The organism is Limnohabitans sp., from assembly GCF_031539105.1.
Taxonomy (GTDB): domain Bacteria; phylum Pseudomonadota; class Gammaproteobacteria; order Burkholderiales; family Burkholderiaceae_C; genus Limnohabitans.
Map to the genome: position 1 here is coordinate 46,965 of NZ_JAVKLM010000022.1, position 14,911 is coordinate 61,875.

Here is a 14,911-nt window from a genome sequence, read left to right on the forward strand (position 1 = left end):
ACCGCATGACCCAAAACCATGCTCACACCGCCAGCCCCGCTGCGCAGGTGGACGACCAGCGCATATTGCAGTTGGCCCACGACACCCTTGAGATCGAGGCCGACGCCGTGCGCCATTTGCGCAGCGGTTTGTCACCGAGCTTTGTGCAAGCGGTGCACGCCATTCTCAAAGTCACCGGTCGCGTCGTCGTGATGGGCATGGGCAAGAGCGGCCATGTAGGCCGCAAGATCACGGCCACCTTGGCGTCTACGGGGACCCCCGCCATGTTTGTGCACCCTGCAGAAGCCAGCCATGGTGACCTAGGTATGGTCAAAGACACCGACCTTGTGATTGCTATTTCTAACAGTGGCGAGAGCGATGAACTCGCCGCCATCTTGCCAGTGCTCAAGCGCCAAGGCGTGCCATTGGTGGCGCTTACAGGAGGCCCGCAATCGACGCTGGCCAAGCATGCCGACATCGTGCTCAACACCGGCGTGCTCAAAGAAGCCTGCCCACTCAACTTAGCGCCCACTGCCAGCACAACCGCGCAAATGGCCATGGGCGATGCCTTGGCTGTGGCCCTGCTGGATGCGCGTGGCTTCAAGGCGGAGGACTTTGCACGCTCACACCCAGGCGGCTCTTTAGGCCGCCGACTGTTGACGCATGTGAGCGATGTCATGCGCAGCGGCAACGACGTGCCCAGCGTTCTGCCTACAGCCAGCTTTAGTGACTTGATGCGCGAGATGAGCGCCAAAGGCTTGGGTGCATCAGCCATCGTGGACGCGAATCAAAAAGTGCTGGGCATCTTCACCGACGGCGATTTGCGTCGCCTCATCGAAACCGGCACCGACATGCGCCAACTCAGCGCTGAGCAAGTGATGCACGCCAATCCGCGCACTGTGCGCGCCAGCGCCTTGGCCGCCGAAGCGGCTGAGTTGATGGAGCTCTATCGCATCACCAGTGTTCTGGTGGTGGATGAACACGGCATTTTGTGCGGCGCGATCAACACCAACGACCTCATGCGCGCGAAAGTCATTTGATGCACACACCCGCTTTGAACTTTGACCCCGCCTTACTACTGAAAGCACAAGGCGTGCGCGTGGCTTTCTTCGATGTCGACGGCGTGCTCACCGATGGCGGCCTCTTGTTTACAGAGAGTGGCGAAACCATCAAACGCTTTTGTACCCTCGACGGTCATGGTTTGAAGATGCTGCAAAAAGCAGGCATCACGCCTGCAGTCATCACGGGTCGCGACAGTGCGCCTTTACGTGCTCGACTTAAAGCCTTGGGCATTACCCATGTGCGCTACGGAACTGAAGACAAAGCCCCTGCGGCCCAAGAAATACTCAATGAGTTGGGCCTTGACTGGTCACAGGCTTCGCACATGGGTGACGATTGGCCCGACATGGCCGTGATGACGCGCACTGCAATTGCGTGCGCACCCAGCAATGCACACATCGAGGTCAAAGCCATCTCGCATTACGTGACCGAGCGCGAAGGTGGCCACGGCGCCGTTCGAGAGTTTTGTGATTTGCTGCTTGTGGCCAGCGGCCGTTATGCCGAGTTGTTGCGGGGTTATGTCAGATGAGCGCAGTTGCGCCGCTGTCCATGTTGATGCGCGTACGGCGCGTGTTTGATCGCTTGGCGGTTTACCTGCCTTTGCTACTCATGGGGCTCATGGCCATGGGCACGTATTGGTTGGTGCGCAATTCACCGGTGATGGGCGAGATCGAACAAGAAGCGCCGCCGCGACATGTGCCCGATTACTTCATGCGCGACTTTTCGGTCAAAGTGTTTGCCGAAGACGGTCGTCTGAAAAGTGAAATGGTCGGCATAGAGGGACGCCACTATCCCGACACCGATACGTTGGAAGTTGATCAGCCGCGAATTCGAATCTTAGGTACAGAAGGGCGCGTGACAACAGCGGTTGCTGTGCGTGGGTTGATCAATGCGGATGGTTCAGAAGCTCAGCTGTTTGACAAGGCGGTCGTGGTTCGCGAAGCCAGTATCAATGCACAAGGAGTGCAAACGCCGCGCAGTGAAATGCACAGCGACTTTTTGCACTTGTTTGCCAACACTGAACAAGTGCGCTCACACATGCCCGTGGTTTTGGTGCGCGGTGCGGGTGACCGCTTCACCTCACAAGAGGGCATGGACTACAACAATTTAGACCGTCTCATGCAGCTCACCGGTCGCGTGCGAGGAACCTTGCTTCCGCCAAAAGACAAAGAGAAGAAATGAAAAAGGCTCCCGAGGGAGCCTTTTGATGTGCAGCGAAGCAGATCGGTTAGTAGCTATTGCCACCGCCACCGAAGCCGCCACGACCGCCGCCGCCGCCACCTTCACGACGACCACCGCCAGCACCGCCGCCACCGTAGGGGCTACGAAAGCCACCACCGCCACCTTCGCGACCGCCACCACCGTAGCCGCCACCGCCGCCTTCGCGACCACCGCCACCGTATCCGCCGCCGCCACCTTCACGGCCACCACCATAACCACCACCGCCTTCGCGGCCGCCGAAGCCGCCCGAGCGAGGAGGACGTGGCTCCATGGGGCGAGCTTCGTTCACCACCAGGCTACGACCACCCAAAGGTGCGCCGTTCATGCCTTCGACTGCTGCCAGAGCTTCGGCATCGCTGCCCATCTCGACAAAACCAAAACCTTTAGAGCGGCCCGTGTCACGCTCCATCATGACTTTAGCGCTGGTCACAGTACCGAACTGTCCAAATGACTGCTCGAGATCGCTGTCGCGCACTGAATATGGCAAATTGCCGACGTACAGTTTATTGCCCATGAAAGGGACTCCTTAAAACACAAAAACAAAGCGATGGAGTCCCGAAGCGAAACTGACCAATCACCAAACACAACCTTTTAAATGACGTGCATTTATAAAGTCGCAATCATTATGGAGCACGAGATTGCCAAACATCCAAGCGTTTACCTGTATATGACGTAACTTATGGCCGAAAAACCACACTTGGTGTGGCTTACCAACTTGCTTCGCGGTCAGGTGAGGATGTGATTTTGTGGATGGTCAGATCGGCACCTTCGAACTCTTCTTCTTGGCTCATGCGCAAACCCATCGTCATTTTCAAGACGCCATAGACCACAAAGCCACCGACCAAAGCCCACACCACACCCAGCGCGGTTCCAGCTAATTGCGCCGTGGGGTTGATGCCACCCATGCCGCCCAGCGCTTGCGTGCCAAAAATACCAGCCGCAATGCCGCCCCAAGTGCCGCACAGACCGTGCAAAGGCCATACGCCCAACACGTCGTCAATGCGCCACTTGTTTTGTGTGAGTGTGAACATCACGACGAAAATACCCCCCGCCACAGCGCCCACCACGAACGCGCCCATGGGGTGCATCAAGTCAGATCCCGCGCACACCGCCACTAACCCAGCCAAAGGGCCGTTGTGCACAAAGCCTGGGTCATTTTTGCCAGCAATCAGCGCCACCAAAGTGCCGCCCACCATCGCCATCAGCGAGTTGACAGCCACGAGGCCAGAAATTTTGTCGAGGGTTTGTGCACTCATCACATTGAAGCCAAACCAGCCCACGATCAAAATCCATGCGCCCAAAGCGAGGAAAGGAATGCTCGAAGGCGGGTGCGCAGAAATGGCACCGTCTTTGCGGTAGCGGTTGCTTCGTGCGCCCAGTAGCAAGACGGCAGGCAACGCAATCCAGCCGCCTACGGCATGAACCACGACAGAGCCCGCGAAGTCGTGGAACTCATCGCCGGTTACTTCTTTGAGCCATGCTTGAAAACCGAAATGTTGGTTCCAGGCAATGCCCTCGAAGAACGGGTAAACGAAGCCAACGATCACAGCCGTGGCAATCAGTTGCGGCCAAAACTTGGCGCGTTCAGCAATACCGCCCGAGATGATGGCGGGAATAGCGGCGGCGAAGGTCAACAAGAAGAAAAACTTCACCAGTTCGTAGCCGTTTTTATCTGCCAAGGACTCTGCGCCGATCATGAAGCTTGCGCCATACGCCACGCCGTAGCCCACCACAAAGTAGGCGAGGGTAGATACGCAGAAGTCGACCAAAATTTTCACCAGTGCATTGACTTGGTTTTTACGGCGAACCGTGCCCAGTTCTAAAAACGCGAAGCCCGCATGCATGGCAAGCACCATGATGGCTCCCAACAGAATGAACAAAGCATCTGCGCCCTGTTTGTGTGCATCCATATATGTACCCTTGGAAAGTTTGTTTTATTTTGGTGCGTTTTTACGCAGTTCTTTTGAATCGCACCAGATGTAAGCAAAAAATGCACCAAATCAAATTGAAACCAAAGCAGAGGACGGCCCACAGTGAATTCGAATGACATCAGGGATTACCACAGGGTCTGAATGGGTGCACGGTAGGATGCGCCCATGGAAGCTTTTTTGATCTCAACGGGCATCGTCGCCCTCGCTGAAATGGGCGACAAGACGCAACTTTTATCGCTCGTTTTGGCCGCGCGATTTCGCAAGCCTTGGCCCATCGTGTGGGGCATTTTGGTGGCGACATTGGCCAACCACGCCTTGGCCGGTGGTTTTGGCGCGTGGATTACAAATTTCATGGGCCCGACGGTTTTGCGCTGGGTGCTAGGCGTCTCGTTTTTGGCTATGGCCGCATGGATGTTGGTACCGGACAAGTTGGACGATGAAGATGCCAATGTGGCGCCGAAGTTCGGTGTGTTTGGCACCACCGTCATCGCCTTCTTCTTGGCTGAGATGGGCGACAAAACACAAATTGCCACCGTCATGTTGGCCGCCGAATACCAGTCGTGGTTGTGGGTGGTGGCAGGCACTACGCTGGGCATGATGTTGGCCAACGCGCCGGTGGTGTGGTTTGGCGAGCGCATCACGCGCTTGGTGCCGCTCACTTGGGTGCACCGCATCAGCGCAGCGGTGTTTGTGGTGCTGGGCTTGCTGGTGCTGTTGGGCGGCAATGAACCCCAGGCGCCGAACGAGTCCGTGCCTGCCGAGCAGGCGGCACCCGCTGCATCCAACTGAGTTATTTGGCGATCACGCGCACCATCTCCAAACACTTGTTGGAGTAGCCCCATTCGTTGTCATACCAACTGACGACTTTGATGAAGGTGCTGTCCAATGCCAAGCCCGCATCCGCGTCAAACACCGAGGTGCAGGGCTCGCCGCGGAAGTCAGTGGACACCACTTTTTCTTCGGTGTAACCCAGCACGCCTTTCAACGCGCCCAAGCTTTGCGCTTTCATCTCAGCGCAAATTTCTTTGTAAGTAGCTTCGCTGCTGAGCTCGACCGTCAAGTCCACGACCGAGACGTCAGAGGTGGGCACGCGAAATGCCATGCCCGTGAGCTTGCCCTTGACTTCTGGAATCACCACGCCCACAGCCTTAGCCGCGCCTGTGCTGGAGGGGATGATGTTTTCCAAAATGCCACGACCGCCACGCCAGTCTTTGTTGCTTGGGCCGTCCACGGTTTTTTGCGTGGCCGTGGTGGCGTGCACGGTGGTCATCAGGCCGCGCTTGATGCCCCACTTGTCGTTCAGCACTTTGGCAATGGGAGCCAAGCAGTTGGTGGTGCAAGACGCGTTCGAGACGATGGCTTGACCCGCATAGGTGTCGTGGTTGACGCCAAACACAAACATGGGCGTGTCGTCTTTCGACGGCGCTGACAACAGCACTTTTTTAGCGCCGGCAGCCAAGTGTTTTTCAGCAGTGGCTTGGTCCAGGAATAGGCCTGTGGCTTCCACCACCACCTCTGCGCCTATTTCGTTCCACTTCAAAGCAGAGGGGTCGCGCTCTTGGCTCAGGCGAATTTTCTTGCCGTTGACCACCAAGTGTCCGTTGTCTACCGACACCTCGCCTTGGAAGCGGCCATGCACGCTGTCGAACTTGAGCATGTAGGCCAAGTAATCGGGCTCTAACAGATCGTTGATGCCGACAACTTCGATGTCGTGGAAGTTTTGAATGGCGGCGCGAAACACCATGCGTCCGATGCGGCCAAAACCGTTGATACCAATTTTGATGGTCATGTCAGTCTCCTTGATGCTTGATTCTATGAAACTTTGTTACATGATTTAACGAAAATACGTGTATTTTTTTTACCAACTGCAAACGTGTGGGCGCTATTCAGTAGAGAAACGAAGAGGTTTATTTCTTCTTGGCCACCACACGAACCATCTCCAAGCACTGCTTGGCATAGCCCCATTCGTTGTCGTACCAAGCGACGATCTTGACGAAGTTTTTGTCCAAAGCGATACCTGCTGTGGCGTCAAATACGCTGGCACATGGCTCGCCGCGGAAATCGGTGGACACCACTTTTTCGTCGGTGTAGCCCAGCACGCCCTTCATGGCGCCTTCGCTTTGCGCTTTCATTTCGGCGCAAATCTCGGCATAGCTGGCCTCATTGGTGAGTTCCACCGTCAGGTCAATCACGGACACATCTGACGTGGGCACGCGAAAGGCCATGCCAGTGATCTTGCCCTTGATTTCCGGAATCACCACGCCCACCGCTTTGGCAGCACCAGTGCTAGAAGGAATGATGTTTTCTAAGATGCCGCGGCCGCCGCGCCAGTCTTTGCGAGACGAGCTGTCCACGGTGGCTTGGCTTGCGGTCGCGGCGTGCACGGTCGTCATCAAACCACGCTTGATGCCCCATTTGTCGTTCAAAACCTTGACTACAGGAGCCAAGCAGTTGGTGGTGCAAGACGCGTTGGACACGATGGCTTCGCCCGCGTATTTCTTGTGGTTCACGCCATACACAAACATCGGAATACTGTCTTTGGACGGAGCAGAAATGACCACTTTTTTGGCACCTGCCGCGATGTGCATTTGGCTGGTGGGTTCGGTCAGATAGTGGCCGGTGCATTCCAACACGATGTCCACGCCTAAGGCGCCCCATTGCAAGTTGTGTGCATCGCGCTCATGGGTGAGTTTGATTTTTTTGCCGTTGACGATCAGGGCGTCTTCGGTGTGCTCCACGGTGCCATCAAAGCGGCCGTGCACGCTGTCGTACTTGAGCATGTAAGCCAAGTAGTCTGCGGGCTTGGGGTCGTTGATGCCGACGATTTGGATGTCGGTATAGCCGTGCTTGAGCGCAGCGCGCAAAGCCAAGCGACCGATACGGCCGAAACCGTTGATGCCTAATTTGATGGTCATGTGGAGCCTTGAGGAGGAAGTTAAAAACTTGTGTTGTTCAAGCCTGCTTTTGCAGCGCTGTTTCAACCGTGTCGGCCACGTTCTCAGGCGTGAATCCGAAGTGTTTGAACAAAATGGGTGCGGGTGCTGACTCGCCGTAGGTGTCGATGCCGACCACGGCGGACACACCGTATTTCCACCAGCCGTCCGTCGAGCCCATTTCCACCGCAATGCGGGGCAGGCCAGCTGGCAGCACAGCGGATTTGTAGGCCATGCTTTGGCGGTCAAAGGTAGTCGTGCTGGGCACAGACACCACGCGAACGGCAATCTGGCGCTCGGCCAACAAAGCTTGGGCTTTCATGGCCAGTTGCACTTCAGAGCCAGTGGCCAAGATGACAGCTTGCGACTTCTTCTTGAGGCCAACCTCGCTTGGCTCTGCCAACACATAAGCCCCTTTGTTGATGGCGTCAAGGCCAGAGATGTCGCCAGCGGCCAAGGTGGCCTTGCTGTGCACGGCTTTGCCCCGTGCATCACTATGCGCGTCACCTTTAGGCAGGTAAGGCAAGTTTTGGCGGCTCAACAACAAAGCGGTGGGTTTGTTTTTGTTTTGCAAAGCCACGGCCCAAGCCACAGCGGTTTCAGCTGTGTCTGCAGGGCGCCACACGTCGAGGTTGGGGATCAAGCGCAGCGAGGCAGCGTGTTCGATGGACTGGTGCGTCGGGCCGTCTTCGCCCAAACCAATGGAGTCGTGGGTGAACACATGGATGATGCGTTGCTTCATCAGCGCGGCCATGCGAATGGCGTTGCGCGAGTAGTCACTGAAGGTGAGGAACGTGCCGCCGTAAGGGATGAAGCCGCCGTGCAAAGCCACGCCGTTCATGATGGCGGCCATGCCGAATTCGCGCACGCCGTAGTTGATGTGACGGCCACCGACGCCTGCTTCGTTCTTCAATACATGGCCTGCCGCGTCAAAGCGCAGGTTGGGGGTGGATTTGGTGTTGGTCAGGTTAGAGCCGGTCAAGTCAGCGCTGCCACCCAAGAGTTCGGGCAAGGCGGCGGTGAAGGCTTCCAAGGCCAATTGGCTGGCCTTGCGGCTGGCCACGGTTTCGGCTTTGGTGTGGGCACCGATGACGGTGTCGACCACGATTTGTGCAAAGTTCTTGGGCAACTCGCCGGCCATGCGGCGCAGCAGTTCTTTGGCCAAGGCGGGGTGCGCGGCCTTGTAGGCGGCGAAAGCAGTTTTCCACTCGGCTTCTTGGGCTTTGCCTTTAGCGGCGGCATTCCAATCGGCGTACACCTCTTTGGGCATTTCAAACGGCGCGTGGTTCCAATGGATGGCTGCGCGTGTGAGTGCAATTTCTTCAGCACCCAAAGGTTCGCCGTGGGCCTTGGCCGTGTCAGCGCGGTTGGGGCTGCCTTTGCCGATGCTGGTTTTGCACACAATCAGCGTGGGCTTGTTTGTGCTCAGTTTGGCGGATGCAATGGCTTGGCTGACCACTGCGGCGTCGTGGCCGTTGATGGGGCCAATCACGTTCCAGCCGTATGACTTGAAGCGCTCGGGCGTGTTGTCGGCAAACCAAGGGGCCACTTGGCCGTCGATAGAAATGCCGTTGTCGTCGTACAAAGCGATGAGTTTGTTCAGCTTCCATGCGCCGGCCAACGAGCACGCTTCGTGGCTGATGCCTTCCATCAAACAACCGTCGCCCATGAAGGCGTAGGTGTGGTGGTCGACGATGTCGTGGCCTTTGCGGTTGAACTCAGAGGCCAACAGCTTTTCAGCCAACGCCATGCCCACCGCGTTGGTGATGCCTTGGCCCAAGGGGCCTGTGGTGGTCTCGACGCCAGGCGTCACGCCCACTTCGGGGTGTCCTGCTGTTTTGCTGTGCAGCACGCGGAAGTTCTTCAACTCGCTCATGGGCAAGTCGTAGCCGGTGAGGTGCAACAGCGCGTAAATCAACATCGAGCCGTGGCCGTTGGACAGCACAAAACGGTCGCGGTTCAACCAATGGGGGTTCTTGGGGTTGTGACGCAGGTGGTCGCCCCACAAAGCGACAGCCATGTCGGCCATGCCCATGGGCGCGCCGGGGTGGCCTGAGTTGGCTTGTTGTACAGCGTCCATTGCCAAGGCGCGAATTGCGCTGGCCATTTGTTGGGTGTTTGCCATGTCAGGCGGCTCCGGTGGGTAATGAGGGAAAACCACGATTTTAGCGAGCCAGCCCCCCTTTGGCTAACCGCGCGTGACAGATGTTTTGCAAATAGCCAGCACCGCTGGCTAGCTACACTGACACGTGATGACAAAACGCCTCATTTCTGCCTCCTCACCCGCCCTTGCCACGGCCCTGCTTTTGGCCGCAGGTCGCGGCGAGCGCATGCGGCCGCTGACGGATGGCACGCCTAAACCGCTGTTGCCTGTGCGTGGTCAGCCGCTGATGCAATGGGCCATGCAAGGCTTGCAGCGCGGCGGCGTTTCTCACTTGGTCATCAACACGGCGTGGCTGGGCGAACAAATTCCTCAGCGATTTGGCGCTGTCTTTGAAACGGATGGCCAAGTCCCCGTGCACCTGCACTACTCGCAAGAAGGCGTGGACTTTGGCGGCGCTTTAGAAACCGCTGGGGGCATTGCGCGGGCATTGCCTCAGTTGGCCGATGTGTTTTGGGTCGCGGCGGGCGATGTGTTTGCGCCAGATTTTGTGTTTGCCCCCGAGGCTTATGAACGATTCAATGCCAGCCCACAACTAGCCCACATTTGGCTGGTGCCCAACCCTGAGCACAATTTGAGCGGCGACTTTGGTTTGTCGGCGGATGGTTTGGCATTGAACTTGCCGAAGTTGGTTGTTGAAACAGTTGCTGATGCGACGAATGTTTCCGCCGTCGCTGCAAATCAAGAGCCGCCGCGTTACACCTTCAGCACCATCGCGCTTTACAAGCGTGCCTTCTTCGAGGCCGCTTGGTGTGACATACCAGCCGGTAACCCAGCGGGCGTGAAAGCCCCACTGGCCGCCATGTTGCGAGCCGCCATGGACAATGGCGCGGTGAGTGCGTCGCTCTACAGTGGCGCGTGGACCGACGTGGGCACGCCCGAACGTTTGGCGCAACTCAACGTCACCTGAACACACAAGGCAAGACATGACACAAGCGATAGCACACGCCCAAATTTACGCCGCACGTCGCGCGCGTTTGGCCGCACTCTTGGGCGATGGCGGCGTGGCCATCATTCCCACCGCACCAGAACATGCACGTAACCGTGACAGCGACTTTGCGTACCGCCATGACAGCTACTTTTATTACCTGACGGGTTTTACCGAGCCCAATGCGTGGTTGGTGCTCGACGCCACAGGCCGCAGCACGCTGTTTTGCCAGCCCAAAGATTTGGAACGCGAAATTTGGGATGGCTTTCGTTTGGGGCCAGACGCCGCCGTGGCCGCGCTGGGCGTGACCGCTGCGGTCTCGGTGGTTGAGTTAGACAAGCAGTTGCCCAAATTGCTGGAGAACCAACACACCGTTTGGTACCCGTTTGCGACTCATAAAGGTTTAGAAACACGCCTGGACGGCTGGCTCAATGCCGTGCGCGCCCGTGTGCGATTCGGCGCGCAATGCCCTGCGCAGCAGCGCGACGCCTGCGGCCCACTCGATGAAATGCGCCTCATCAAAGATGCACACGAGCAAGACGTGATGCGCCGCGCCGCGCAGATCAGCGCCCAAGCCCATATCCGCGCCATGCAAACCAGTGCACGCATGTTGCGTGCGGGCCAAGACGTGCGCGAATACCACTTAGACGCCGAGTTGCTGCACGAGTTCCGCATGCATGGCTCGCAGTTCCCCGCCTACACCTCCATCGTGGCCGCAGGCGCGAATGCTTGCGTGTTGCACTACCGCGCTGACGCAGCGCCCGTGCGCGATGGCGAGTTAGTGTTGATTGATGCGGGTTGCGAGTTAGATGGCTATGCCTCAGACATCACGCGCACCTTCCCCGCCAATGGCAAGTTCAGCGGCCCACAGCTGGACCTTTACAACTTGGTGCTTGCCAGCCAAGACGCAGCCGTGGCCGCTACCAAAGCCGGTGCGCGGTTTGTGGACCCGCACGACGCCACCGTCAAAGTGCTGGCGCAAGGTTTGTTGGACCTCGGTTTGTTGAGCAAAGCCAAACACGGCAATGCGCAAGACGTGATTGAAAAGCGTGCCTACTTCCCGTTTTACATGCACCGCACCAGCCATTGGCTGGGCATGGATGTGCACGACTGCGGCAGCTACGTGGAGCCCACCGAGCTGAGTCAAACCAGTAACCGCAAAGACCCGTTGTCTGGCGAAACCATCGTCAACCGCCCCAGCCGTATCTTGCGTGAGGGCATGGTGCTGACGATTGAGCCGGGCTTGTATGTGCGTCCTGCAGATGATGTGCCAGAAGCGTTTTGGAACATTGGCATTCGTATTGAGGACGACGCTATCGTCACGTCGGGTGGCTGCGAGTTGATTTCTCGTGGCGTGCCTGTGATTGCTTCTGAAATTGAAGCGTTGATGCGCGGTTAATTTCTTTGGCGGGGCATCGAGGTGCGGGTGCCGTGAGCCCGCCCTCCTCAGAGTCTCACGCCTCGATTGCGTCGGGCGAGCTCACGGCACCCACACCTCTAGTTGGCGCGAAATATTTTTGTGGCCAGTGTCTAGCTTGGCTGTGGGGCGGTGTGCGCGTAGGCGATATTCTGGCGCGAAGCGACAGTAAGTCCTAGCGCATACCTCCCCACAACCAAGTGGCATCTAGACAAACAAAAACGCAACCACCTGACCGCTAAAGTTTGCTTTTGCGAATAAGTAAAAACCATTGCCACCTGCATAAGCACATCCACGCACAAAGTGCCCTAGACAGAGGCCTAAAATGAAATCACAAGCTAAGGCGGCATGCTTTGCAAAAGCACGCCGCCTTTTGCATCACAAGGAGATTTCAATGAGTTCCAACGCCTCTCACAACAGCCCTGAAGCGCGCGCCGAATTACGCCGCGCCGCCCTTGAGTACCACGAGTTCCCCACCCCTGGCAAAGTGTCGATTCAAGCCACCAAGCAGTTGGTGAACCAACACGATTTGGCGCTGGCTTACTCGCCTGGTGTGGCTGCACCTTGTGAAGAAATTGTCAAAGACCCCAACAACGCCTTCAAGTACACCAGCCGTGGCAACTTGGTGGCCGTCATCACCAACGGCACCGCCGTGTTGGGCTTGGGCGACATTGGCCCGCTGGCGTCTAAGCCAGTGATGGAGGGCAAAGGCGTTCTGTTCAAGAAGTTTGCCGGCATCGACGTGTTCGACTTGGAGATTGACGAGAAGAACCTCGACAAATTGGTGGACATCATTGCCTCGTTGGAGCCCACTTTTGGCGGCATCAACCTCGAAGACATCAAAGCCCCCGATTGCTTCTACGTTGAGCGCAAGTTGCGCGAGCGCATGAAGATCCCAGTCTTCCACGACGACCAACACGGCACCGCCATCACGGTGGGCGCGGCCATTTTGAACGGTCTCAAGGTGGCGGGCAAAGACATCAAAACCGTCAAGCTCGTCACTTCGGGCGCTGGCGCTGCAGCCTTGGCTTGTCTTGGCTTGTTGCTCAAGATGGGCATGCCACGCAAAAACATTTACGTCACCGATTTGGCGGGCGTGGTCTATGAAGGTCGCACCGAGTTGATGGACGAAGACAAGATTCAGTTCGCCCAAAAAACCGATGCACGCACCTTGAGCGACATCATCGAAGGTGCGGACGTGTTCTTAGGCTTGTCTGCTGGCGGCGTGTTGAAGCCAGAGATGGTCAAGAAGATGGCGGCTAGCCCCATCATCATGGCCTTGGCTAATCCCAACCCTGAAATCACGCCCGAAGAAGTGAAGGCTGTGCGCGACGACGCCATCATTGCCACGGGCCGCAGCGACTATCACAACCAAGTGAACAACGTGCTGTGCTTCCCCTACATCTTCCGCGGTGCCTTGGATGCTGGCGCTTCCACCATCACCGACGAGATGGAAATTGCTGCCGTGTACGCCATTGCCGAATTGGCGCAAGCTGAGCAAAGCGAAGTGGTGGCCGCTGCGTACGCGGGCGAGACCTTGGCTTTTGGTCCTGAGTACTTGATCCCCAAGCCGTTCGACCCACGCTTGATGATGAAGATTGCGCCTGCTGTGGCCAAGGCTGCTGCCGACAGCGGTGTGGCCACGCGCCCCATCCAAGACATGGATGCCTACATTGAGAAGCTGCAAGGCTTTGTGTATGCATCGGGCTCCATCATGAAGCCCATTTACGCGGCCGCTAAGCGAGCCAGCAAAAAGCGCGTGTGCTTTGCCGAGGGTGAAGAAGAACGCGTGTTGCGCGCGGTGCAAATTGTGGTGGACGAGGGCTTGGCCCAGCCCACTTTGATTGGCCGTCCCGCAGTGATTGCCCAGCGCATTGAAAAATTTGGCTTGCGTCTCAAAGAAGGCGTGGACTACCAAGTGGTCAACGTCGAACAAGACCACCGCTACCGTGATTTCTGGCAAACCTATTACAAGCTCACCGCCCGCAAAGGCGTGACGGAGCAGTTGGCCAAAATCGACATGCGTCGCCGCTTGTCACTCATTGGCACGATGATGCTGCACAAAGGCGAGGTCGACGGCCTGATTTGCGGTACGTGGAGCACGCCACTGACCCACTTGAAGTATGTGGACGAAGTCATCGGCAACCGCAAAGGTGTGAGCACCTATGCGGCGATGAACGGATTGATCTTGCCTGACCGCCAAGTGTTCTTGGTGGACACGCACATCAACTACGACCCCACGGCAGAGCAGTTGGCCGAAATCACGGTGATGGCTGCTGAAGAAATGCGCCGTTTTGGTATTCAGCCCAAAGCCGCCTTGCTCTCACACTCCAACTTTGGCAGCAGCGACATGCCGTCAGCGATCAAGATGCGCGAAACCTTGGCGTTGGTGAAACAGAAGGCGCCTTGGTTGGAAATTGATGGCGAAATGCACGGCGATGTGGCGTTAGACGGCCATGTGCGCGAGGCGCAAATGGCTGACACCACGCTGATGGGTGATGCCAATTTGCTGGTCTTACCGAATTTGGACTCGGCCAATATCGCCTACAACCTGCTCAAGACAGCAGCTGGCGGCAACATTGCCATTGGCCCAGTGCTCTTGGGCGCGGCCAAGCCGGTGCACATTTTGACTGCGAGCACCACGGTGCGACGCATCGTCAACATGACCGCTTTGACTGTGGCAGATGCCAGCGCGGTGCGCTAAAACAGGCTATTTCTTCCGAAATTAACTAATTTTGGTTAAATAACCCTTCAAGGGGCCTCCAGAAATGGATGGCCCCTTGCTTTTTTGTTTCAATTCGAAGACACTTGCGCTTCCAAATTTTCGGGTTTACCCGGGGATTCATTGAATCTTTAGAAGCTTTAAGAACGGCTAATTTCCATGCCTTTACGTACCGTCAAAACCAATATCGTTCAGTCCATTCGCGCGTTCCGCGTGCCTGACTTGCAAGAGGCCGCCCAAGGCCTTGGCCACCACTTTCTGTATGTCAACTTGGCCCAAGCCCAAAGCAAGCAAGACATCTTGGACATCATTTCCAAAGAGTTCAACTTGGCTGTCACGGCCAGCAAGAACTTTGATTCTTTGTACGACGGCATGACCGACCCGCTTCACAAGTCGGGCCCACAGCCTGGCTTTATCTTGGTGTTGGAGCACATTCCTGCGCACGCCAAGTTTGACAAAGAAGCCCGCGAACAGCTGTTGGACATCTTCCGCGAAGCGGCTGATTACTGGTCTGACCGCAAAGTGGCTTTCCGTTGCTTCTACTCATTCTCGGTGGCGCG

At 57.0% G+C, this 14,911-nt stretch carries 12 protein-coding genes and 1 pseudogene; 8 read left to right on the forward strand and 5 right to left on the reverse strand.

The genetic code is table 11. The features are described 5' to 3' along the window. Window positions 1–5: 5 nt before the first annotated feature. Genes RMR24_RS06020 through lptC form a run of 3 tightly spaced genes read left to right on the forward strand, consistent with a single transcriptional unit; the run spans window position 6 to window position 2,220 of the window. On the forward strand, window positions 6–1,019 hold the full coding sequence (locus RMR24_RS06020) for a KpsF/GutQ family sugar-phosphate isomerase (RefSeq protein ID WP_310614177.1): 1,014 nt from the start codon (window positions 6–8) through the stop codon (window positions 1,017–1,019). Then, a complete protein-coding gene (locus RMR24_RS06025; RefSeq protein WP_310614178.1) occupies window positions 1,019–1,567 on the forward strand; it encodes an HAD hydrolase family protein in 549 nt (182 codons plus the stop codon). The genes RMR24_RS06020 and RMR24_RS06025 overlap by 1 nt, the downstream gene beginning before the upstream one ends. After that, window positions 1,564–2,220 (forward strand): LPS export ABC transporter periplasmic protein LptC, encoded by a 657-nt coding sequence (gene lptC / locus RMR24_RS06030; RefSeq protein WP_310614179.1) that lies wholly within the window; start codon window positions 1,564–1,566, stop codon window positions 2,218–2,220. The genes RMR24_RS06025 and lptC overlap by 4 nt, the downstream gene beginning before the upstream one ends. A 46-nt stretch (window positions 2,221–2,266) precedes the next feature. On the opposite strand, the gene RMR24_RS06035 is transcribed toward lptC, so the two are convergent. Continuing rightward, window positions 2,267–2,773, reverse strand: coding sequence for an RNA-binding protein (locus tag RMR24_RS06035; RefSeq protein WP_310614180.1), 507 nt, complete (start codon window positions 2,771–2,773; stop codon window positions 2,267–2,269). Window positions 2,774–2,966: 193 nt separating this feature from the next. Continuing rightward, window positions 2,967–4,169, reverse strand: coding sequence for an ammonium transporter (locus RMR24_RS06040; protein ID WP_310614181.1), 1,203 nt, complete (start codon window positions 4,167–4,169; stop codon window positions 2,967–2,969). 186 nt (window positions 4,170–4,355) lie between these two features. Between RMR24_RS06040 and RMR24_RS06045 the strand changes: the two genes are divergently transcribed. Further along, a complete protein-coding gene (locus RMR24_RS06045; RefSeq protein WP_310614182.1) occupies window positions 4,356–4,979 on the forward strand; it encodes a TMEM165/GDT1 family protein in 624 nt (207 codons plus the stop codon). 1 nt (window position 4,980) lies between these two features. On the opposite strand, the gene gap (RMR24_RS06050) is transcribed toward RMR24_RS06045, so the two are convergent. The 3 genes from gap (RMR24_RS06050) to tkt all read right to left on the reverse strand — a co-directional run bounded on the left by gap (RMR24_RS06050) (window position 4,981) and on the right by tkt (window position 9,248). Continuing rightward, entirely contained in the window at window positions 4,981–5,979 is a 999-nt protein-coding gene (gene gap / locus RMR24_RS06050) for a type I glyceraldehyde-3-phosphate dehydrogenase (RefSeq protein WP_310614183.1), read from the reverse strand. A 118-nt stretch (window positions 5,980–6,097) separates the two neighbouring features. Further along, the gene (gene gap, locus RMR24_RS06055; RefSeq protein ID WP_310614184.1) at window positions 6,098–7,105 is read right to left on the reverse strand and encodes a type I glyceraldehyde-3-phosphate dehydrogenase; all 1,008 of its coding nucleotides are present in this window, start codon (window positions 7,103–7,105) and stop codon (window positions 6,098–6,100) included. 37 nt (window positions 7,106–7,142) lie between these two features. Beyond that, on the reverse strand, window positions 7,143–9,248 hold the full coding sequence (tkt, locus tag RMR24_RS06060) for a transketolase (protein ID WP_310614185.1): 2,106 nt from the start codon (window positions 9,246–9,248) through the stop codon (window positions 7,143–7,145). 127 nt (window positions 9,249–9,375) lie between these two features. Here tkt and RMR24_RS06065 point away from each other — a divergent pair, with 127 nt between their 5' ends. The 4 genes and pseudogenes from RMR24_RS06065 to RMR24_RS06080 all read left to right on the forward strand — a co-directional run. Then, window positions 9,376–10,194, forward strand: coding sequence for a sugar phosphate nucleotidyltransferase (locus RMR24_RS06065; protein ID WP_310614186.1), 819 nt, complete (start codon window positions 9,376–9,378; stop codon window positions 10,192–10,194). 16 nt (window positions 10,195–10,210) lie between these two features. Then, the gene (locus RMR24_RS06070) at window positions 10,211–11,611 is read left to right on the forward strand and encodes an aminopeptidase P N-terminal domain-containing protein (RefSeq protein WP_310614187.1); all 1,401 of its coding nucleotides are present in this window, start codon (window positions 10,211–10,213) and stop codon (window positions 11,609–11,611) included. A 412-nt stretch (window positions 11,612–12,023) separates the two neighbouring features. Beyond that, complete coding sequence (locus tag RMR24_RS06075) at window positions 12,024–14,333, forward strand: NADP-dependent malic enzyme (protein WP_310614188.1); 2,310 nt, start codon at window positions 12,024–12,026, stop codon at window positions 14,331–14,333. Between the two features lie 177 nt (window positions 14,334–14,510). Further along, window positions 14,511–14,900 (forward strand): annotated as a pseudogene (locus tag RMR24_RS06080) (barstar family protein); the annotation flags it as partial. Window positions 14,901–14,911 lie beyond the last annotated feature (11 nt).

What these genes read in the sequence shown, in the direction of transcription:
- tkt (WP_310614185.1), bottom strand. Translation starts at nt 9,248, where the DNA reads ATGGCAAACACCCAACAAATGGCCAGCGCAATTCGCGCCTTGGCAATG.
- RMR24_RS06070 (WP_310614187.1), top strand. Translation starts at nt 10,211, where the DNA reads ATGACACAAGCGATAGCACACGCCCAAATTTACGCCGCACGTCGCGCG.
- gap (WP_310614183.1), bottom strand. Translation starts at nt 5,979, where the DNA reads ATGACCATCAAAATTGGTATCAACGGTTTTGGCCGCATCGGACGCATG.
- RMR24_RS06040 (WP_310614181.1), bottom strand. Translation starts at nt 4,169, where the DNA reads ATGGATGCACACAAACAGGGCGCAGATGCTTTGTTCATTCTGTTGGGA.
- RMR24_RS06020 (WP_310614177.1), top strand. Translation starts at nt 6, where the DNA reads ATGACCCAAAACCATGCTCACACCGCCAGCCCCGCTGCGCAGGTGGAC.
- RMR24_RS06065 (WP_310614186.1), top strand. Translation starts at nt 9,376, where the DNA reads ATGACAAAACGCCTCATTTCTGCCTCCTCACCCGCCCTTGCCACGGCC.
- gap (WP_310614184.1), bottom strand. Translation starts at nt 7,105, where the DNA reads ATGACCATCAAATTAGGCATCAACGGTTTCGGCCGTATCGGTCGCTTG.
- RMR24_RS06025 (WP_310614178.1), top strand. Translation starts at nt 1,019, where the DNA reads ATGCACACACCCGCTTTGAACTTTGACCCCGCCTTACTACTGAAAGCA.
- lptC (WP_310614179.1), top strand. Translation starts at nt 1,564, where the DNA reads ATGAGCGCAGTTGCGCCGCTGTCCATGTTGATGCGCGTACGGCGCGTG.
- RMR24_RS06035 (WP_310614180.1), bottom strand. Translation starts at nt 2,773, where the DNA reads ATGGGCAATAAACTGTACGTCGGCAATTTGCCATATTCAGTGCGCGAC.
- RMR24_RS06075 (WP_310614188.1), top strand. Translation starts at nt 12,024, where the DNA reads ATGAGTTCCAACGCCTCTCACAACAGCCCTGAAGCGCGCGCCGAATTA.
- RMR24_RS06045 (WP_310614182.1), top strand. Translation starts at nt 4,356, where the DNA reads ATGGAAGCTTTTTTGATCTCAACGGGCATCGTCGCCCTCGCTGAAATG.